The sequence below is a fragment of the Chitinophaga sp. sic0106 genome, from assembly GCF_019219075.1.
Lineage (GTDB): Bacteria > Bacteroidota > Bacteroidia > Chitinophagales > Chitinophagaceae > Chitinophaga.
Genome location: NZ_JAHUWJ010000007.1, coordinates 173,430 through 195,193 on the forward strand (window position 1 = coordinate 173,430; position 21,764 = coordinate 195,193).

Consider the following 21,764-nt stretch of genomic DNA (forward strand, 5'->3'; position numbering starts at 1 on the left):
AACCGTTATTCCGGGGGATTAACCGTGCGGGTATATCTATACTAAATGTAACAAATACACGCCATTTTAACAAAAAGCATTTTTATTCCTGCTCCACCGATGCCTTCGGCATCGGTGGAGCAGGAACTGCGTAAGGGCCTGCGGCCCTCACGCAGTTCCTGCAACTAATCGGGACATGCAAATGGATTGCAGTAAGTTCAAAAAAATCATTACCACTTAGGACTCCTAAGTATAAAACATATTGCAGCGCTGCCAACATTCACTACCTATCTCTCCAAAAGTTTTATACCTTTAAAACCACTTATTACTATTCAATTTCCACGTAAGCATGCATACTTCCAGAAGAAATTTCCTGAAAATGGGCACGCTGGGTGCCACCGGCCTGTTGCTGCCTGCGGCTAACGGTATTGCCTATCCGCAGCCACCAGTTACAGATGAACTGCCCCCCTTAGCCACCGGCCTGTTACTCCCCGCGGCTAACGGCATCGCCTATCCGCAGCCGCCCGCTGAAGACGAGCTAACCAACCTGAGCACACAATTGCTGCACCAATGGGGCGAAACGTTGTTGTCCCTCCAGGTAAACCAACCGGCCGCCAAAGGGGTTCACGGCGGCATCCTCTGCCCCGCCTGCGCCACCATCCACGGCCGATGCAGCGATATGATCTATCCGTTCCTCTACCTGGCACAGCAAACTAAACAACAGAAATATGTAACCGCAGCGCTGCGGCTGTACGACTGGGCTGAAGAAATGGTAAGCACCGCGGACGGTGCGTGGCTAAACGAAGTAAGCACCAGCGACTGGAAAGGCATCACGGTATTTGGCGCCACCGCCCTGGCAGAAAGTCTGATCCATTTTGGTCACCTGCTCGATGCTCCTACTCAGCAAAAATGGAAAGTCCGCCTGCAGCGCGCTACCGAATACGTATACCAAAACTTCACCATCACCTACGGTAATATCAACTACCCCATTGCAGGCAGCTATCTGCTGGCACTCACCGGTCAATACCTGCGGGAGCCCCGCTACGCCCAACGTGGTAAGGAGCTGGCGAAAGAGAGTCTGGCCTATATCACCACCAGTAACCTGCTATATGGCGAAGGCAGGCCCAAGCCCGACAAAAGCGCAAAGGGATGCTACGCCATTGACCTGGGCTATAATGTAGAAGAATCTCTGCCCTCCCTGGCGCAATATGCCCTGCTCACCAACGATACGGAAATCCTGGCGGCCGTAGCCCGCGCCATGAAAGCACACCTGGAATTCATGCTCCCGGATGGGGCCTGGGATAACAGCTGGGGCACCCGCAATTATAAGTGGACTTACTGGGGTAGCCGCACCAGCGATGGCTGCCTGCCCGCGTACGGACTCCTGGCCGATAAAGACCCGGCCTTTTATACCGCCGCCCTGCAAAATACGCGGCTGCTCGCTGCATGCACACACGATAAGCTGCTACACGGCGGCCCGCACTATGTATTCCACGGTATCAAGCCCTGTGTGGCGCATTCCATGGCGCATAGCAAAGCGCTGGTGACCCTGCTGCTCCATGCCAAAGCAGCGCCGGCAAATCCTGTGCCTCTCCCGCGTACCACGGAATACGGCCTAAAAGCCTTCCCGGAAATTTATACCTGGCTGGTCAGCAAAAACAAGTGGAGAGGCACCGTAACGGCCTACGACCAGGAATACACGATGAAAGGTGGCCATGCCACCGGTGGTGCTTTATCGCTCCTATGGCACAACGATGCCGGCACCCTGCTCACCGGCAGCATGAACCAATACCAGATGGTGGAAAGCTTTAACATGCAGAAGGACAGGGACCCACACAGCATTCCGCTTACACCGGGGTTCCGGCTGCAGGAGGCAGAAAAACTCTACCTCAGCACCCAGGACCTGAAAGCAACCATCCACACGGATACCACACCAGCGGCTATACGAATCAGCACCCAAACCAACCTCACTGATGCCGCCCAGGCAACGCCGCAGGATGCCGCCTGTCAGATCAGTTACACTTTCACGGCGGACAGCGTTACAATTAAAGCCTCCAGCAGTAACAACGCAGCAGTATTTAGCCTGCCGGTGGTAAGTCCCCGCCAGGAAGAGGTTTCCCAACCCTCTCCCACGCGCATCACTATACGAAAACCCGGCGCTATAGTGGAAATTAATGCCAGTGTACCCGTCAAGGTTAGCGTCCCGCTGAGCGAAAGGATATTTAATTTTGTACCAGGCATGGAAGCAGTGCCGATTATACTGGAAAGTAACCAGATTGAAATTAGTATCTCTGTAAAAAAACTTAGTTAAAATAAGCCTAAGAGCCAGGGAACTAAGCCGGGTATTCGTATGCGGGAAGCACACGAATACCCGGCTGATGCCAAAACATAATAAATTCCCTTATTTTAGCGGTTTGGCGGTAGCCCCGCCATAGCATAACCTGAGGCCAAAACACCATTTAACCTGTATGAACAAAACTAGTAGCCATCCGGCCGCATTGCCGTTCCTTTTTCTCTCTGAAATGTGGGAGAGATTTGGTTTTTATCTGATTCTGGGTATCTTCCAGCTTTACCTCACTGATACGTCAAAAGGTGGCTGGGGAATGGACCGCGCCACTGCGGCGGATATCTTCGGTACCTTTATCGCCTTCGTATACCTCACTCCTTTCCTCGGTGGTTTAATTGCTGACCGCAAACTGGGCTACAGTAAATCCATCATAATAGGTGGAATCCTGATGGGTATTGGTTACATCGGATTATCGGTACATAACCTCACGGTTTTTTATTTGTCGCTCGGACTCATTTGCGTGGGGAACGGCTTCTTTAAACCCAATATTTCCACCCTGCTGGGTAACGTATATAACGATGAAAAGTACCGCAGCCGTAAGGATACCGGCTATAATATCTTTTACATGGGTATTAACATCGGCGCTTTCATCTGTAACTTCTTTGCGGCCTTCCTCCGCAATACTGTAGGCTGGGGCGCAGCCTTTATTGCCGCCGGTGTGGGTATGTTCCTGGGCGTGCTCATCTTTGTGATAGGTATGAAGCACTACCGCCATGCGGATGTACGAAAACCAATGCAGGAAGGTGATATGCCGCTGAGCAGGATTTTCTCCGTGGTATTCCTGCCTGCCATTGTAGTAGGCCTCGGTGCCTGGTTTATCCCGGGAAATATCTTCGGTTCCGACTCTACTGATGCCTTTATTTTCGCTTGTATTCCAATATTATTCTTTTTTGTATCCCTGCTCGTTAAGGCGGGTGCAAAAGATCGTAAACCAATAGCGGCACTGCTTTCCATCTTCGCGGTGTCCATTGTGTTCTGGGCTGTTTTCAAGCAAAACGGTACCGCCCTTACTACCTGGGCGCAGTACTATACCGACCGTGAGATACCGGCAGCGATAGAAGCGCCGGCACAAAAACTATATCTCGTGGAAACGGTGACGAACAAACCGGATTCTGTTACCGCCTACGACAGCGAGTTCCGCGTGATCCGCGATGCTGCCGGCAAGCCGGTGAAGGTATGGGACAAAGTGCCTTACTTCAAAAACGTGGCGCCGGAGAAAATGCCGGAAGAAGGGAAATCGGTCAGCCTCTTTAACACAGAGCTGTTCCAGTCCATCAATCCGTTTTTCGTGATCACGCTTACGCCTTTGATCGTTTGGTTCTTCGGTATGCTGCGTAAGCGTAAGCGCGAACCGAGTACCCCGTCAAAAATTGCATGGGGATTGCTGGTGTCTGCCGCATCTACGCTGATGATGGTAGGGGCCGTATATGCCTGCAGTAATGGTGAAATCAAGGCTTCGCCCTGGTGGCTGATCGGCTGCTACGGGGTGATCACCGTTGGCGAATTATTTTTGAGCCCGATGGGACTCTCCCTTGTTTCCAAACTGAGTCCTGCCCGCCTCACTTCCCTGATGATGGGTGGCTGGTTCCTGGCTACCTCCATCGGTAATAAACTATCAGGTATTCTGGCTACCCTTTGGGATAACTATGACAATAAAGCGAACTACTACCTGGTAAACTGTTTGCTGCTGGGCGGCGCCGCGGCCATCATTTTCCTGATGCTGCGATGGCTGAATGGAATATTTAAAGAATATGTGAAGTAATATAACTAAAAGCCGAAGGCGTTGCCTTCGGCTTTTATAGTCGCATATCCCCCACTTATTGTCCCATCTGCCCAGTGTTTGATTCCTCTTTAATCCTGACCTTTGAATTGTTGATCACAAAAAATCTAATCATATGTCAAACAATTCAGTTTCACTGCACAGGGTTATAAAAACCTCTCCTGAAAAATTATATCGCGCCTTTACAGAGGCTGCTGCTATTGCATCCTGGTTGCCACCATACGGATTTGTATGCACGGTGCAGGAAATGAATGCAGTAAAAGGAGGCTCCTTTAAAATGGCGTTCCAGAATTTCAGTACCGGCAATAGTCACTCCTTCGGCGGAACTTACGTGGAATTAAAGCCGAATGAATACCTGCAATACACCGACACGTTCGATGATCCGAATCTCCCGGGAGAAATGATCACCACCGTGTGGCTGAAAAAAAATATAGCAGGCACAGAAATTAAAATCACACAGGAAGGAATTCCGCCACAGATACCGGCAGAAATGTGTTACCTGGGCTGGCAGGACTCGCTGGATAAATTAATCAGACTGGTAGAGCCGGAGATTCCGGATGCCTGATATTATCAGGGATGGCTCTGATGGGCCATCCCCACCAATTCCGTAGGTGCGTGCCCGTATTTCTTCTTAAACGAATGTGAGAAATGGGACAAGCTTTCAAATCCCAGTTCCAGGTAAAAATCGGAAGGTCTTCGATGCTTTTTCTCCATCAGGAATTTCGCTTCCGACAACCGTTTCTCCAGCAGCCACTGCCGGGGGGCCTTGTCGAAAATCTTTTGAAAATCGCGCTTAAAGCCCGCCAGGCTCCTGCCCGTTAACCTCGCAAATTTTTCTACGGGAATATTGTAATGGAAGTTCGTCACCATAAATTTCTCCAGGTCTATCTTATGAGGTTCAGAGAAGTCGAACAACAGCGCTTTCAACGCTGGCATGGTATCCATCAGCAGGTATACGGCTTCTTTGACTTTCAGGAGGCCTACAGCGGCGGTTACTTTCTCATCAGGGTGATTAACATACGGCATTAGCGACTGGAAAAAGGCCGACAGGAAATCATTTCCAGGTATCAGCACATTATATGGCCCGGTGTACTTATGTTTTACCTCAATTTTTTCTTCAAGGGCAATTTGCCGGAGCAAGTCTTCCTGGAGTCGGATCACCACCGTTTGGTAGGAGCCATCCACCGGCATTTTATTTAGTTCCGCCAACTGATTTTTATGCACCAGCATCATTTGTCCTTTTTGTGTGGATACCTTCTCCGTGGTGGTTTCAATAGTAAGCTGCCCGGCCACCTGTAACACCAGGATGTTGTCCTGCATGAAGGCACATTTCTCCTTTCTTAAGGTGGAGTTGTAAGAATAAAAGATCATGCCTGGCAAAATGGTCGTTGGATTTAACATACTATAAAATTAATACTTCCTACCGTTGCAGATAGGTACTTCCTAAAATAGCACCCGGTGCAAAGGTGGTGTTCAGGGTATTGAGTTCATCGGCGGTGAAGGTAATATCCATGGCAGCCATATTTTCCTGGAGTCGGGAGCGCTGGTTAATGCTTACAAGTGGCATGATATGCTCTCCCTGGGCATTCACCCATGCGATAGCTAATTGACTGGGTGTAAATCCTTTATCAGCAGCCATATCCTTTAATACTTCAACTTTTTCCAGGTTTTTCACCAGGTTATCACCCTGGAAGCGGGAGAAGTGATGGTGGTAGCCGTTGGCTGGCAGTGGCGCCGTCATATTACCGGTGAGCAGGCCTTCGGCGGTGTTGGCAAATGCTACTACGCCGATGCCCAGTTCTTTGGCGGTGGGCAGCAGTTCGCTTTCAATCTGGCGGTCAGCCAGGGAATAACCTATTTCCAATGCGGATACCGGGTACACGGCGTTTGCCTGGCGGAGTTGTGCGGCGGTAATTTCTGAAACCCCCAGGTAGCGCACTTTACCTTCTTTGATCAGGTCGGCCACGGTACCTATTACATCTTCCACCGGTACACTGTTATCCAGCCGGCAGGGTTGATACAGGTCGATGGTATCTACTCCTAAGCGCATCAGCGAGTAATTGATAAAGTTTTTGATGGCGATGGGGCGCAAGTCCAGGCCCAGCATTTGTCCGCCATGGAAGATGGCTCCGAATTTAACACTGATAAAAGCATCGTTTCTCCTGCCTTTGATCGCTTTACCTACCAGCATTTCGTTGTGGCCGGCGCCATAGAAGTCGCCCGTATTAATAAAGTTAATACCATTATCCAACGCTGCCTGAATGGTGGCGATGCTTTCCTTTTCCTCCCTTGCCGGACCACCCCATACGGGCGACATACGCATAGCGCCGAATCCGAGTTTAGATACCTGTGGACCGTTGTGGCCAAGGGTCATTGTTTTTATTTTACTCATAGTGCTGTTGATTTGAATGAACAGTACAAAGGTCACACATCCCGGAGCATACCGGTTTTCCTCTATGGCTCAAATTACTTGTCTGGGTGGCTCAGTACCAGGGTAGTACCCTGGAAGAGCTGCTGCAAACAGAGGAAGAATAAAACAATGCGATGGGTGAAGATTTGGCTGACTTCCTGGACCTGAGCATCATCTAATTTCATTACATGTATCCTGGTAATTATTTCGATAATAAAACGGCGGCGCTTATGCCGGTGGACATTCGGTTAAATCCGGAGTCGCTGGAGTTTAATGCAGGAAGCAGTCGTTTTTACTGGTTTTTCAGGGAGATAAATGTGCAGCTGATCCACAAAGACAAATGGAAGAGCTTCCTACTCATAACATTAAAATTACATGAAAAAAATTCCTGCTTGATAAAAAAGAAGATATATCTTTGGAAGGCTTATTATAAAGATTTTAACCCTAAACTATTGAAAACCAGTCAACCACAACAAAAACTTTCCGTCTTTTGGCGCGGACTGGCAGTTACAATGGATATTGGAGCAAATGCGAGGTCAGTTCGTTTTTCGGGAGACTCAATAGGAACTATTCCTTATGCACACACGAAGCAGCAGGCATCTGTTTAAAGATGCAGACCCCTCATTACCGTTACTTGCCTTATTGTTGTCTTCTCCGACAACAGGTTGTCATCGCGCAAATGGTACGGCATGTACTACAATGGGCACACCCCTTTTCCGAATGTTCAGAATTCCAATTTTATAACTTAAACCACTACACAAGCAATGGACACTTATATTGGTTCTCTCCTGCTATTTGGCGGAAATTTTGCCATAAGAGGCTATATGATGTGCTGGGGGCAAATTATTAGTATTGCCCAAAATACTGCACTGTTCTCCCTATTAGGCACTACCTATGGCGGTAATGGACAAACCACCTTCGCATTACCGGATCTCAGGGGTCGTTCCCCAATAGGCTGGGGACAAGGCCCTGGCTTAGGTAACTATGCCTCGGGGCAGCTGGGTGGTACAGAAAGTACGACCTTGACGATCCTGAACATGCCGGCGCACAATCACGCAGGTACTATTGCATCTGCATCGGTTTCTATGGCAGCCAGCGCTCAGCCAGGTACTACCAATGTTCCCGGTCCGACCTTAGTGCCAGCGGCATTGCCAGTTATAGGTGGCGGTCCTCACCCCGAATCCATAAAGGGCTATGCAGTTCCAGATACTACCACTTATATGGCGCCAACAACCCAGGTTACAGGTACTGTAAACGTTGGAATTGCAGGTGGCAGTCAGCCATTCAGTATTCTGAACCCTTACCTGGCAATGACCTGGCTCATTGCCAATGAAGGTATATTCCCTAGCCGTAACTAAGTAAATTATATGCAAGCAGCGCTTTCTATTGGGCTTCTTACTCCTTATTCCGGTGTTTACCCTGCCTATTCTGCCCACCTGGTTACAGGCTGGATGTTGGGCATGGGCCTGGACCCCGTGCGTCAAAGAACCGTGCAGTTTACATCAGAGTATACCCATATGGGAAGCGCTCGTGCATCTGCTGATGCAGCCCGTAAGCTGCTTTTTTTTAATAATGTCGATATACTTTCCGGTTTAATCAGTTATAAGGTAGTTGCGGATATCATTCCACTGGTAGAACAATCCCGTAAACCGGGATTTTTTTTTGATATGGGTGAATACATACCACATTTCCCACATCTCAGCCATGATATGTTCTATGCCTCCCATCAATTGTGGCAATCGGAATATGCCCTGGGAAATTGGGCACATCAGCGGTTTGGGGATGGCGGGCACATGATCATGCCTGTATATGAAGCAGGTTATCACCTTAATAGTGCCTTCAGGGAAGGTGTGATAGCAGCAGGTAGTACACATATAGGTCTGACGGTTTTGCCATTCGATGAAAATGATCCTTCAAAACTGGATCTGGATAAATTCTTTTCAGCACTCGCGAAAGATCCTCCGTCCTATGTCCATGGCATCTTTGCCGGTGCTATGGGTAGCCGATTTATGCAAAAGTGGATTCAGAGCGGTTTCCATAAAAAAATTCCGTTACTGATCAACGAAACGATGGCTTATGATGACATATTGCAGGACATTAAGCATATTGACTTTGAAATTTTTTCTTCAGCCACCTGGATACGTGAGGATCAAACCAAGGCTAACCAATTGTTTGTAAAGAAATTTGAAAGCATGGCACAACAACCTGCAAACATTTATGCCCTGATGGGCTATGAAGCCGGATTGATGTGGCGTGAACTGTTGCCTTATGCACAGAAAAAAGACTGGAGTGCAGTAAAACAGCAACTACGTACAGGCGTGATAGATGGCCCCAGAGGAGAGAAGAATTTTTACCCCTCTTCAGGCTTTGCACTTCCTACAGTCAACATTCTCAAGATCAGTACTACTGGTAATAAAATAAATAAATTAATTCTTGATCAGGGAGCAGGCATGCGCTATGATGCGAAAGAATTTGAGTCGATTCATAATGAATCAGTTTCTGGATGGCAAAATCCTTTCCTCTGTATTTAATCCCATTTTTATGAAGGATATTTTTACTCGAAGTATCAGCAGGATATTGCTGATTTTTCTCTCATTATTATCAGCTGCTGATGCTTTTGCGCAGTACACTAAAACTACTTTAGAGCAGGCAGCAGTAGGCATTTCAAGTGGTAGATATACTGCAATAACAAAAGACAAGCAAGGCAATATCTACCTGGTACGCCTTAATGCAGCTGGTACCAATTACGAAGTAGTGAAATACACGAATGGTGCTGGAACCGCGCAGGTAATCTATGGAAATCTTATCAAAAACTCTCCTCCCAATAATTACCCCTGGGGCCTGGCGGTTAATGATGCCGGAGATGTATTCGTCACTAACCCTAATCAGACAAGCCAATGGGAGATCATAAAACTCTCACCTCCTGGTTATATATATAGTCCAACCAGCAGCATAATTCAATCGGGACGTTACTTTTCTGCGCTAGCAATTGACAATGATGACAAACTGTTAGCACTTGAATATTTACAGGCCACTGATTCTTACCGGCTTGTGCGCTACAATTCATTTGCACAAAATGCCGGTTTGCAAGAAGTATGGAGTGGAATTCCATATCCAACATCTTCTACCATTTCCTTACCCAGTAACATTGCAGTTGACTCGCATGATAATATCTATGTGACGGGCTTTCTAGATGCCACGGGCGGACAAATTGTGAAAGTAACTCCCGCAGGAGTCGCCTCAACTGTAGCCACAGGTCGGGCATTCACTGGAATTGCAGTTGACATCAATGATAATTTCTACACATCTGAAGCTGTATTAAGTGATCCTAATAGGTACCAGGTGGTAAAATATACCAGCTTTGCTGCCGCAGGTGAGCCGATTTATACTCAACTTCACCAAACATCCCTATATGATTATCCGTGGGGCTTAACAGTAACGCCCAATGGCAAAGTATATGCTAACGACGGCGAAAATGGCGGAGAAGTAGTGATTCTATCCCCTCCTACCATCAGTGTCACCTCTATCACCCGACTGTCCAACAACCCAACAGCCTCAAACACGGTAGTCTTCCGCGTGACCTTCAGCGGAGCTGCTTCCAATGTTACGGCTAGTTCATTCTCGCTGACTACAACAGGTCTTACTGGTTCATCCATCGGCTCTGTAGTGCAAAACAGTGCTACGGAATATGATGTAACAGTTGTTACAGGTACCGGTACCGCAGGTACGGTCAGACTGGACGTTAACGGCACCGGCATCTCCCCGATAGTTACCCCTGTACCTTATACCTCCGGACCATCGTACACCATTGACAGAGTACCTCCTACCGGGTCAGTTACCATCAATGGTGGTGCAGCTTACACCAATTCGCCTAATTTTACATTGACGCTAACCGGCAGTGATGCATCCACACCGATGCAAATGGCGTTCTCAACGGATGGTAGTTCGTTTACAGGTGATGAACCTTTTGCCACCACAAAAAACTTCACGCTAGCTGCTACAGACGGCACCCAGACAATAACCGTGCGCTTGAAAGATGCCGCTGGGAATACTACTACGTTTAGTGATAATATTATTTTGGATCGCGTGGCACCTAATACAGCTATTGGTACCCGCCCAACAGATCCAAGCAATTCATCCACCGCTACCTTTACCTTTTCGGCCAATGAGCCAAATTGTACTTTCACAGGCAGGCTAGATGGTGGCCCAGCTAATCCGGTTACTTCCCCGATTACTTTCACAGGACTTGCGGACGGTCCGCATACCTTCCAGGTAGCAGCTACAGACGCGGCTGGAAATGTCGATGCCAGCCCCGACGGCTATCTCTGGGTAATTGATGCCACCGGCCCTCAGATCACCAGCGTAGGCGTACCTGCTAACGAATACTACCACGCAGGGCAGTCGCTCGCCTTTAAGGTAATCTACAATGAAGCAGCCTTCGTGGATCAAACGGCCGGCACTCCGTATATCAACATCATTATAGGCCTGGATGCTGTACAGGTACCTTATACAGGCGGCACCGGCACCAACGAGCTCACGTTTACCTATGTAGTACAACAAGGTGAAATGGATATGGATGGTATACAGGTGCAACCGCTGGTACAGAATAACAGCGGCACCATCAAAGATGCACTGGGTAACAATGCATCCACCACGCTGCAAAACGTTGCTGCTACCAACCTGGTGAGGGTCAATACCTCTATTCCATCGGTTACACTGTCTTTTGTGGGTACTACCATGCCTACAAATACACCGTTTACTGTAAGAGCAGTATTCAGCGAAGCTGTTACTGGCTTAACTGTGAGCGATTTCAATGTGCTGAATACCACTGTGAGTTTGCTTTTTCCCATCGATAACATCACTTATGATGTAGTGATGACTCCAGCATCGGATGGAACCAGAACAATCAGCCTTCCGTCAGGAGCAGTTGAAAACATCGGTCATAATCCTAATACGTCATCCAACACCCTCACGTATACTTATGATGCTACCGCTCCTTCTGTAACCTCAGTAACGGTGCCATCTCCCCAATATTATAAGGTGGGTGAAACCATGGCGTTCACTGTTAATTTCAGTGAGGACATCATTGTCAACACCACCGGTGGCTCACCACGCCTGCCACTGACCATAGGTTTGGCTACTGTAAATGCAGCCTACTCCAGCAGCACAAGTAATTCCATCACCTTTACTTATACAGTGGCTGCCGGTGATATGGATATGGATGGCATCACAATAGGTGCATTGAACCTAAACGGCTCCACTATCAAGGATGCTGCCACCAACAATGCGAACCTGACGTTGAACGGTGTTCCATCCACAGGGAACGTACGTGTAAATACGTCGCACCCAACTACGACTATTACCAGTACCGCTCCGGCTATCGTGAATGCGCCGTTTAATGCCACTATCAATTTCAGTGAGAGTGTTACAAACTTCGCACCTACTGACATTACTGTTACTAATGGTGTAGTACAGGGTTTCACACAAATCACCGGTTCCACGTATATTATACAAATTGCACCAAGCGCGGAAGGTACTGTCGCTGTGCAGGTAGCTGCTGATATGGCACAAAATATCGGTGGCAATGGCAACACTGCCTCCAATACACTCTCCCGCATATACGATACAGCACCACCTGCGGTAACTAGTGTTACTGTGCCTGCTAACGGTTATTATAAAGCAGGCCAGCCGCTGAACTTCACCGTTCGCTTCAGTGAAAACATTACACTGAATACCACCAGCGGCACACCAACACTCAACCTCACCATCGGTAGCACCGTGGTTAATACCACCTACACCGGTCTGAATGGTACCAATGGATTAAATTTCAGCTATACTGTAGTCGACGGCGACATGGACAGTGACGGCATCGCTGTCAATGACCTGGTACTTAACAACGCCACCATCGTTGACGTTGCCAACAATGCCGCACTGCTGGTATTAAACGGCGTTCCATCAACAGCAGGTGTGTTTGTGAATACACAACATCCAACAGTAACGCTATCTACCACTACACCTGCCCTCGTCAATGGCCCGGTAACGGTAACAGCGACTTTCAGTGAGGCGGTAACTGGCCTCGACGTCAGCGACTTCAACCTGACAAATGTCGCATCAGCAATACTGACCGGCACCGGCACCACCTACACCCTGGTGGTAACGCCTGCCGCAAATGGTCCAGTGAGCATTAGTCTCGATGCTGATAACGCAGTTAATATCGGTAACAACGGTAACACGGCTTCCAATACACTCAACTTCACCTACGATGGTACTGCGCCAGCGGTAACCTCAGTTGCCGTACCGCCAAACGATTATTATAATGCCGGCACCACGCTCAACTTTATCGTTCGCTTTAACGAGAACCTGGTCATTAACATCAGCGGCGGAACACCTACCCTGACGCTCAACATCGGAGGTACCAATGTAAACGCCGGCTTCACCAGCCAAAACGGCACCAACGGCCTCAACTTCCAGTATACCATATTGGATGGTCAGTCGGATATGGACGGTATCCAGGTAGTATCCCTCAATACTGCGGGAAGTACTATCAGAGACGCCGCCACCAACAATGCAAACCTGACCCTCAATAATGTTGGTAATACATCATTTGTGAGAGTGAACACCACTCACCCAACGGTAACACTCAGCACACCGGCTACACCAAGCATGAATACGCCATTCACGGTGAATATCGCATTCAGTGAAAATGTAACCGGCTTCACCAGCGCAGGTATTTCCGTCACCAACGGATCTTCCAGTCCGGTGACCGTTATCGACAATGCACATTACAGCGTGATCATCGTACCAGCCAGCGAAGGCCCGGTTACCATAAATGTTCCTGCTGACAAAGCACAAAACATCGGTCACAACGGCAACACTGCCTCCAATACATTAACGGTCAACTACGATATCACCGCTCCGAAAGTAGCTGCTGTAGCAGTACCTGCAAGCAAATATTATAAAGCGGGTGATGTACTGAACTTTACCGTGAACTTCGATGAGGACTTCGTCCTGAATACTACAGGCGGTAATCCGTACCTGGCCTTGACTATTGGTTCCCAATCAGTACAGGCTGCCTACACCGGCGTTTCCACTAACCGCGAACTGAACTTTAGCTACACGGTTGTAAACGGAAATGAGGATACAGACGGTATTACTGTAAATGCGCTGAACGCAAATGGTTCAACCATCAGAGATGCCGCTACAAACGATGCAAACCTGACCCTTAATAACATCGGTATTACCACCGGCGTGTTGGTGAATACCACCAGCCCTACCGTAGTGCTGAGCTCCGCAGCTCCGGCATTGCTGAATGCGCCGTTCACCGTTACCGCTACCTTCAGTGAAGCAGTAGCTGTGCTGACAGCGGACGACCTGACCATAACTAACGGTACTGCCAGCAACGTGCAGTCGACAGATAATATCACCTACACCGTTACCATCACGCCAACAGCAGATGGTGCCTTAAGTGTACAACTGCCGGCTAACAAAGCGGTAAACATTGGCGGCAATCCGAATATCGCTTCCAACACACTCAACTTTACCTACGATGGCACTGCACCAACGGTAACTGCCGTAACAGTACCAACCAACGGTTATTACAAAGCAGGCGATGTACTGAACTTCACTGTACGGTTCAGCGAAAACATCCAACTCAGCGGAGGAACACCTTCCCTGGATGTGATCCTGACTACTGGCACCGTGAAAGCTAACTATACCACTGCTACCGCCAACAGCCTGGCGTTTAGCTACACCGTACAGCCTGGCGATATGGACCTCAACGGCATTGCACTGGGTACTGCCATCAGCTTAAACGGCAGCAGCATTAAAGACAATGCTACCAATAATGCCATCCTCACGCTGAACAACATTGCTGCAACCAGCGGCGTATTTGTTCATACAGGATCACCGTCTGTACAGTTGTCCACCACCGCCGCCAGCCGCGTAAACGCACCGTTTACCGTAACCGCGGTGTTCAACGAAGCAGTAACCGGACTGATAGCCGCCGACTTCAACGTCACCAACGGCACGGCCAGCAACGTACAAACAGGGAATAATATCACTTATACCCTCATCATCACCCCAACTGCCGACGGCAACGTGAGCGTAACACTCCCGGCCGCACAGGCACAGAATGTGGTGAATAACGGCAATACGGCCTCCAATACCATTACCCTCCTCTACGATCACACCGCTCCTGCTATCGCCACAGGCCTCGCCTTTGAGATACTGGAAAGAAGTACCGTAGGTACACAGGTAGGTAAAGTAACGGCCACCGATGCCTCAGGTATCCTGCAAAACTGGACCATCGCTACCGACAACTCCAACGGCGCCTTCGCCATAGATGCCAACGGTAACATCACCGTGGCAGACCAGGCGAAACTCAACAGCATGGTGAACAACACCGTAACGTTAGGCATCACCGTTAGCGACGGACTCAATACCAGTGTAGCCGTACCAGTTACCATCCAGGTGAAAATGGTGAACCAGGCGCCTACGCTCAATGCGATCGCCAACACCACCATCTGCCCTGATGGCCAGGAACACACCATCCAACTCAGTGGTGCTGCTACTGTAGAGCCAGGCCAGACATACACCTTCAACATCCTCACGGATAAAGCTTCCAACTTCGATAAGCTCAGTGTAAGCGCTGCCGGTGTAATCACCTACCAGCTCAAAACCAGCGCCACCGGCATTCAAAATGTGATCGTCACCATTAAGGACAATGGCGGTACCGCCAACGGTGGTATCGATACATTACGCCGCTCCTTCAATATTGAAGTGGCTACCTTAGGTGCCGTAACCATCACCAGCGACAAAGGCAACACCATCTCCAAAGGAGATATTATACACCTCACCGCTACCGGTGGTACACACTACGAATGGGATAATGCCGCCGGCATCATCAGCGGTCAACAGACCTCCGTACTGGAAGCCAGACCAATGCTGAACACTACTTATCATGTAACCGTAAGCAATGACTTAGGCTGTAAAAACACGGCAGACTTTGCCGTAACCGTTGTGGCCGACTTCAAAGTAGACGCAACAAATATCCTCACTCCTAACGGGGATGGCAGAAATGATAAGTGGGTAATCCGCAACCTGGACAGCTATCCAAATAATGAAGTGAAAATTTTTGACCGCTCCGGCCGCATGGTATACAGTCGCAAAAACTACAGCAACGACTGGGATGCTACCGTAAACGGTGCACCATTGTCTACCGGCACTTACTATTATATCTTATCGATAGAAAATGGTGCTAAAGTGGCCAAAGGTTACATCACCATCGTAAGAGAACAATAAGTATTAGTTTAGCATCTTTCTATAAAAGTCAGCAGCCTTAACCGGCTGCTGACTTTTTTTTATCATACCGGCAGGAACTTTGTGTTCGTTTATGTTCATCATCAACACCATCACATATGCAAAAGCTTCAAAAAATCGACGCACACACCAATGTCCTCACCTGGTTTGAAATTCCGGCGGAGGACCTCGACAGGGCTAAAAAATTCTATGAAACCATTCTCGGAATTCAGATGGAAAAAAGAAAGGATGGAGATCATGAGTCCGTTTTTTTCCCGTACGACCCCAAGGTGGTACAAGCTACATCCGGACGCGTAACAGGCGTGCTGGCTAAATCAGAAAGGCATACACCATCCGCCAATGGTACAGTGGTGTATATCAACGCCAGCCCGGACCTGCAAACGGTGTTAGACCGTGTAGTACCTGCCGGCGGAAAATTACTGTCTCCCAAAGTACAGATACCTGCAGGTTACATTGCCATCATACTCGATTCAGAAGGTAATAAGGTAGGTTTGCATGCAGAAAAGTAGCGTTGGGCGTCCCGCGCGCCCGCGCGGCCCCTCTAAAGGTGACACCGAAGGTCTAATCTTCCCTCCTATTTTAAATATAAATTAATCATTTGCTAATACAATATTATCCCACCCCAAAATTTGCCTCCGTCGATATCAATTATTCTATAACTTCCCGTTACGTCAGTGCTACAGCCCACGCTGCCACCGGCAAATTCCACAACTGTTCATTTACAACCAAAACCGCCCAATGCTGAAAGTCATACTGTTAGCATTGCCAGAAGAGAAGAACCAGATATAGTACATAGACAGGCGAATAAACTATCAACTAAAGACCTTCGAGTCTCTTTTTTTATTGAAGAAATGCAATCGTTTGCACAACCAGTATCTATTCACGTATAAAACCACATTATGAAAAAAACATCAGCCCGTTACGGCGCACCAGAAACATCTGCTGGCGGCTGTTACCAACTAACACATTTTCATACCCTGACTAACACCCAAAAAATTGCGTTATGAGAAGTAAAGGGAAAATTATCATTGCCATCATGCTGCTCCTCTGTGTCTCCTATGTGCATTCGTATGCACAATCAGGCACTGTAACGGGCACCGTAACTGACCAGGGAGGCTCACCGCTTCCCGGCGCCACCGTGGAAGCCACCTCCGGCGGGAAACGTGTGAACGTCGCTATCTCCGATAGTATCGGAAAATTTGTATTCAGAAATTTACCCGCAGCCAGCTATACTTTTAACGTGAGTATGATTGGCTTCGATGCTAAATCTTTTACCGGTTATAAAATCGGCACCGGCAACAATACACCGCTATCGTTCATCGTGTCCTCCAACGTGAGTGAGCTGAACAGCGTAGTGGTAGTAGGTTATGGTACCCGCAAACGCCAGGATGTGACCGGCGCCGTTGCGAAAGCAGATTTACAGGTACAGAAACAATCGCCGAATGCAAACGTAATGTCGTCCCTCAGGGGAACAGTACCCGGCCTCACCGTAGGTCAGGTAGGCAGGGCCGGTACCGACCCTACTCTGATGGTACGCGGCCGCAACTCTATTTCCGGTACTACCTCGCCCCTGATTGTGGTGGATGGACTGATTTACAGAGGCTCACTGACCTCCATCAATCCTTCTGATATCGCCAGTATTGATTTATTGAAAGATGCCAGTGCCGCCGCTGTATATGGCTCTCAGGCCTCTAACGGGGTGATCCTGGTGACCACCAAAAGCGGCGCCAGCGGCATGGATAAATTAACGGTGGATTATAGCGGTTCCTACTCCATTCAGGACATGACCAAGAAAGATATGCGCCCGGCATCCGGTGCACAGTACGTGCAAAAGCTGGGCGACTGGTACCTGTCCGAGAGTCGTGACCCGAACGACCCTACGAAAATGAACCCTAACTGGGACCCCACTACGAAAATGCCAGCTATTGAGGCCGACAACTATAAAAACGGCTACGAGGCCAACTGGTGGGACCTGATGACGAACAGCCGCCCACGCATCCAAAACCATAACATCGGCCTTAGCGGCCGTTCCAAGAAACTACGCTTCTACATGGGCTATGGTTACTTCGATCAGGTGAACCTCATCAAAGGTGATAACTACCGCAGAAACAGCATCCGCGTAAACGTGGAAGCCAAGCCAGCCGACTGGTTGACCGTTGGCGCGCAAACAAGTCTTTCTATCAATGATTACAGCGGCGTTTCTCCTGCTTTCTCCGACATCATGCTGCTGAAGCCTTATAATCTCCCGTTTGACCCAAAAACCGGACAAATGCTGGAGTTTTATGCACAAACGACCACACCTACACCAATTGAAGTCCTGAAAAGATCCAGGGACCTCGATCGCAACCTGAACTTAACAGGTAACTTTTTTGTGAGCATCGACATTCCTTACATCAAAGGGCTGAACTATCGGGTCAACTTCGGGAACAACTATATCAGTTCCAACAGGTTCAACTACAATGCCCCCTCTGTGGAAGCAACTGCCTACAAAACCTATCAGACGGACTACTTCCTGACGCTGGATAATATTCTCACCTATAAAAGAGATTTCGGGAAACACGGTGTGGACCTCACTTTGCTATATGGCGCGGAAGTGAATAATCATGACGGAACCAGTACTTCCGCAGGTGGTATTACAAACGGCGTATTGTCGTACAACAGGCTGGATGTTGGTGATCCTGCGCGACTCACCACCTCTAACGACCTGAGTATACTGCCCTGGAAAGAGCAGGCACTATACCAAATGGCGCGACTCTCCTACTCTTTCGATAAAAAATATATTCTCACCGGTACTGTCAGAAGAGATGGATTCTCCGGATTTTCTGCTACCAACAAATGGGCTACCTTCCCGTCACTTGCATTTGCATGGCGTATGAAGGAAGAAGAGTTTCTCAAACCGGTTAGCTTTATCGATGACCTGAAACTGCGACTCTCCTACGGCTCCACCGGTAACAGAACTGTGGGCCGCTATCAAACACTGGCACAGATGAGTGTAGGCCTCGGCAACGGTTATCTGTACGGGACCTCCGGCGGTGCGCAATTAGGTACCTTCTTAAATCAGCTGCCTAACTCCGCCCTTCGCTGGGAAACCACCAATTCCTTTAACACCGGCGTGGATTTCTCTTTCCTTAACAATCGTCTCTTCGGTTCACTGGATCTCTATTTCTCCAATTCAAAAAACCTGTTGAACTCCAGGGCTACCCCTACTATCACGGGTTTCAATACGTTCCTGATCAACATCGGAAAAATCCAGAACAGAGGCCAGGAGCTGAACATCACCGGTGTTCCTGTTGCCGGCAAGGACTTCAAATGGGAAGTAACGGGTAACTTCTTCCGCAACCGCAATAAAGTGCTGGATATCGATGGGACCCAAAAAGACCTGATCAATGGCGGAGATCCGATCCTGAGTTACTTCATCGGACAGCCTTATGGCGTGGTGTACGACTACAAAATCACCGGTATGTATCAGATCGGCGACAAGATCCCGGACGGCCTCGCCGCACAGGGTTTCAAAGCGGGTCAGTACAGTATCGAAGACAGAACCGGCGATGGAAAGATTACTCCGGATGATAAACAGATCCTCGGAAAGCTGGACCCATCATATAGTCTGGGTATCAGCAATAGTTTCAGCTACAAGGCTTTCCAGCTGAAATTCTTCATCAACACCATACAGGGCGGTAAAAATGGTTACCTCGGAGCACCGGGTATCATGCTGCAAAATCCGGACAACATCCGCAACAACAACGGCTTTGTGTATGATTACTGGACGCCTAATAACCCGAATGCACGCTACAGAAGTATTGCGGCTTACGTGGCCACGCTGGGCGAGAATTTCGGGCCGTATATGTCGAGGAGTTTTATCCGTTTGCAAGATGTAACCCTCACGTATACCTTACCGGAAGGGGTTTTAAGTCGCTTAAAAGTGATCAGATCCGCCAGCATATATGTGAATGCACAAAATCTGCTGACCATCACCAAGTGGGACGGATGGGATCCTGAATCCAATCCTCCAGCCAGCCAGCGCTCGTCGCTTGGCCTGAGAATGCCTGGTGGCCTCGGTTTGGACCAGAATGGTTACCCGGTGATGAAAAACTTTTCACTGGGTGTGAACGTGACATTTTAATGCATTAAACTTAAAGACATGAAAAAAAGCATCTTCATATACCTGTTTGGCATCAGTGCAATCGTTTCTTCCTGCAGCAAGAGCTTCCTGGACGAAGATCCGCTGTCGATCTACACGCCGGACAACTCCCTGCAAAACGCCACCCAGTATCAGCAGGCTACTAATAACCTGTACAATGGTGTGCGTAATATTTACATGGGTAATATCAATCTGGATACTTACTTCGGGCTGTATTATGCGACGGACTTTGCTTACAACGCTACTGACTATGATCCGGCAGCAAAGCTGAACGCTTACAAAGCTACGATGGTGCCCAGCTACTTTATTCCGCAAGGCATCTGGACCGCTTATTACAAGATTATCACTAACGCTAACCTGATCATTAGTCAGCTGAATAAATCCACCCAACTGAGCGACGCCGACAAGAATAATTTCATGGGCCAGGCTTTGTTTTTCAGGGCTTATTCCTATAAAATCCTGGCGAATCTCTTTGGTGGCGTTCCACTGGAACTGAATGAGCTGGCGGCTCCCCGCTACGATTATGTGCGTACCAGCAGGGACAGTGTATATCTCCAATGTAAAAAGGATCTGGAGCAGGCGGTGACCTTGCTGTCCGATATCAACAAGGTGCCGGATGGTACTGTTAATAAGCAGATTGCACAACACATACTTACAGAAGTCCTGATTTCGCTGAAAGATTACGATGGCGCTATTGCCAGCGCTTCTTCTGTGATCAATTTTTCCGGTGTATCGCTGATGACCAGCAGGTTTGGCAGAAGAGCCAATTTACCGGGTGATGTGTACCGCGATTTGTTTGAGTACAACAATCAGAATTATAGCACCGGTAACCATGAAGGATTGCTGGTGATACAGTCTACCCTGAACAACTCTGCCTCTGTGGGCGATCAGACTGCCTGGGCAGTAGTACCGAGCTTAACAGGGGTGCGGATTGTGGAGTCTACTACGAAAACAAAAATACCGATTCTGTTCAACGCTAAATTCGTGGATAGTGTATCCTCCAATGGTGTTGGCTGGATACGGCCTACCTCCCATTTCTTTTACGAGATCTGGACTCCTGGGGACATTCGCAATTCACCGAATAACATTGTGAGGGATATTCAGATTTCCGGAGTGCCTGCTACCTCTCCTGATTATGGCAAATGGTATGTAAAGGATGGCTACAAGGCCAAGGTGCAGCCGGCGGATTTCCGTGATACTATTCGTAATTTTTATCCGGTGATCCGGAAAGCCTCTCCTTCGGCGGGTGATTTTGTATCCGTTGCGGGCCCCGCTATTTTAACGAATGTGACCAATCCTTTTGGTGGCTTATTGTTAAATGGCGCTTCCAGGTTATTTATGCAGAAGTACATGGCCCGCCTGGCGGAAACCTATCTGTTAAGGGCAGAAGCTTACCTGGGCAAAGGTGACAGACAAAAAGCTGCCGAAGATGTGAACGTGGTGCGTAACAGGTCCCAGGCTGGCATTGCCACTGCTGGGGAAATGAGCATCGATTACCTGCTGGATGAGCGCTTACGTGAGTTATACATGGAGGAGTTCCGTGCCGTAACGCTGACGCGCTTAGGCTTGCTGTACGACCGTGATAAAAAGTATAATCCGAAGTCGGGGCTTACCATAGAGCCGTACCATAATTTATGGCCGATACCCACTACGGAGATCACGCAGAATACAGGGGCGGTATTGGAGCAGAATACAGGATATGGAAATTAAAATTTACAGGTCCGGCTTATGAGCCGGACCTTTTTTGATTTTAGGGAGATATCAGGGCTGCCTTAAAGGCGGCCACTAT

At 48.6% G+C, this 21,764-nt stretch carries 12 protein-coding genes; 10 read left to right on the top strand and 2 right to left on the bottom strand.

Going from position 1 to position 21,764, the window contains the following annotated elements; translation table 11 throughout:
• The first annotated feature begins 328 nt into the window (after positions 1-328).
• The 3 genes from KW844_RS12705 (at position 329) to KW844_RS12715 (ending at position 4,671) form a co-directional block, all read left to right on the top strand.
• Positions 329-2,290, top strand: coding sequence for a hypothetical protein (locus tag KW844_RS12705; RefSeq protein WP_218377110.1), 1,962 nt, complete (start codon positions 329-331; stop codon positions 2,288-2,290).
• A 157-nt stretch (positions 2,291-2,447) separates the two neighbouring features.
• A complete protein-coding gene (locus tag KW844_RS12710) occupies positions 2,448-4,088 on the top strand; it encodes a peptide MFS transporter (RefSeq protein ID WP_218377111.1) in 1,641 nt (546 codons plus the stop codon).
• 133 nt (positions 4,089-4,221) lie between these two features.
• Entirely contained in the window at positions 4,222-4,671 is a 450-nt protein-coding gene (locus KW844_RS12715; protein WP_218377112.1) for an SRPBCC family protein, read from the top strand.
• Positions 4,672-4,676: 5 nt separating this feature from the next.
• Here the strand turns inward: KW844_RS12715 and KW844_RS12720 are convergent, their stop codons facing one another.
• Together KW844_RS12720 and KW844_RS12725 are read right to left on the bottom strand one after the other, a co-directional pair.
• Complete coding sequence (locus KW844_RS12720; protein WP_218377113.1) at positions 4,677-5,507, bottom strand: AraC family transcriptional regulator; 831 nt, start codon at positions 5,505-5,507, stop codon at positions 4,677-4,679.
• 19 nt (positions 5,508-5,526) lie between these two features.
• Positions 5,527-6,498: an aldo/keto reductase gene (locus KW844_RS12725; RefSeq protein ID WP_218377114.1), complete on the bottom strand. Its 972-nt coding sequence runs from the start codon at positions 6,496-6,498 to the stop codon at positions 5,527-5,529.
• A gap of 206 nt (positions 6,499-6,704) precedes the next feature.
• On the opposite strand from KW844_RS12725, the gene KW844_RS12730 reads away from it, so the two are divergent.
• The 7 genes from KW844_RS12730 (at position 6,705) to KW844_RS12760 (ending at position 21,685) form a co-directional block, all read left to right on the top strand.
• On the top strand, positions 6,705-7,124 hold the full coding sequence (locus tag KW844_RS12730) for a hypothetical protein (RefSeq protein ID WP_218377115.1): 420 nt from the start codon (positions 6,705-6,707) through the stop codon (positions 7,122-7,124).
• A gap of 156 nt (positions 7,125-7,280) precedes the next feature.
• Positions 7,281-7,874: a phage tail protein gene (locus KW844_RS12735; RefSeq protein ID WP_218377116.1), complete on the top strand. Its 594-nt coding sequence runs from the start codon at positions 7,281-7,283 to the stop codon at positions 7,872-7,874.
• 9 nt (positions 7,875-7,883) lie between these two features.
• Complete coding sequence (locus KW844_RS12740; protein ID WP_218377117.1) at positions 7,884-9,047, top strand: ABC transporter substrate-binding protein; 1,164 nt, start codon at positions 7,884-7,886, stop codon at positions 9,045-9,047.
• Positions 9,048-9,057: 10 nt separating this feature from the next.
• Entirely contained in the window at positions 9,058-15,816 is a 6,759-nt protein-coding gene (locus KW844_RS12745) for an Ig-like domain-containing protein (RefSeq protein ID WP_218377118.1), read from the top strand.
• A 116-nt stretch (positions 15,817-15,932) separates the two neighbouring features.
• Positions 15,933-16,343 (top strand): VOC family protein, encoded by a 411-nt coding sequence (locus tag KW844_RS12750; RefSeq protein ID WP_218377119.1) that lies wholly within the window; start codon positions 15,933-15,935, stop codon positions 16,341-16,343.
• Between the two features lie 494 nt (positions 16,344-16,837).
• Entirely contained in the window at positions 16,838-19,957 is a 3,120-nt protein-coding gene (locus KW844_RS12755) for a SusC/RagA family TonB-linked outer membrane protein (protein ID WP_218377120.1), read from the top strand.
• A gap of 18 nt (positions 19,958-19,975) precedes the next feature.
• The gene (locus KW844_RS12760) at positions 19,976-21,685 is read left to right on the top strand and encodes a RagB/SusD family nutrient uptake outer membrane protein (RefSeq protein WP_218377121.1); all 1,710 of its coding nucleotides are present in this window, start codon (positions 19,976-19,978) and stop codon (positions 21,683-21,685) included.
• Positions 21,686-21,764: the final 79 nt, after the last annotated feature.

Coding starts and splice junctions, on each gene's coding strand:
- KW844_RS12710 (WP_218377111.1), top strand. CDS start 2,448: ATGAACAAAACTAGTAGCCATCCGGCCGCATTGCCGTTCCTTTTTCTC.
- KW844_RS12715 (WP_218377112.1), top strand. CDS start 4,222: ATGTCAAACAATTCAGTTTCACTGCACAGGGTTATAAAAACCTCTCCT.
- KW844_RS12755 (WP_218377120.1), top strand. CDS start 16,838: ATGAGAAGTAAAGGGAAAATTATCATTGCCATCATGCTGCTCCTCTGT.
- KW844_RS12745 (WP_218377118.1), top strand. CDS start 9,058: ATGAAGGATATTTTTACTCGAAGTATCAGCAGGATATTGCTGATTTTT.
- KW844_RS12720 (WP_218377113.1), bottom strand. CDS start 5,507: ATGTTAAATCCAACGACCATTTTGCCAGGCATGATCTTTTATTCTTAC.
- KW844_RS12730 (WP_218377115.1), top strand. CDS start 6,705: ATGTATCCTGGTAATTATTTCGATAATAAAACGGCGGCGCTTATGCCG.
- KW844_RS12750 (WP_218377119.1), top strand. CDS start 15,933: ATGCAAAAGCTTCAAAAAATCGACGCACACACCAATGTCCTCACCTGG.
- KW844_RS12725 (WP_218377114.1), bottom strand. CDS start 6,498: ATGAGTAAAATAAAAACAATGACCCTTGGCCACAACGGTCCACAGGTA.
- KW844_RS12760 (WP_218377121.1), top strand. CDS start 19,976: ATGAAAAAAAGCATCTTCATATACCTGTTTGGCATCAGTGCAATCGTT.
- KW844_RS12705 (WP_218377110.1), top strand. CDS start 329: ATGCATACTTCCAGAAGAAATTTCCTGAAAATGGGCACGCTGGGTGCC.
- KW844_RS12740 (WP_218377117.1), top strand. CDS start 7,884: ATGCAAGCAGCGCTTTCTATTGGGCTTCTTACTCCTTATTCCGGTGTT.
- KW844_RS12735 (WP_218377116.1), top strand. CDS start 7,281: ATGGACACTTATATTGGTTCTCTCCTGCTATTTGGCGGAAATTTTGCC.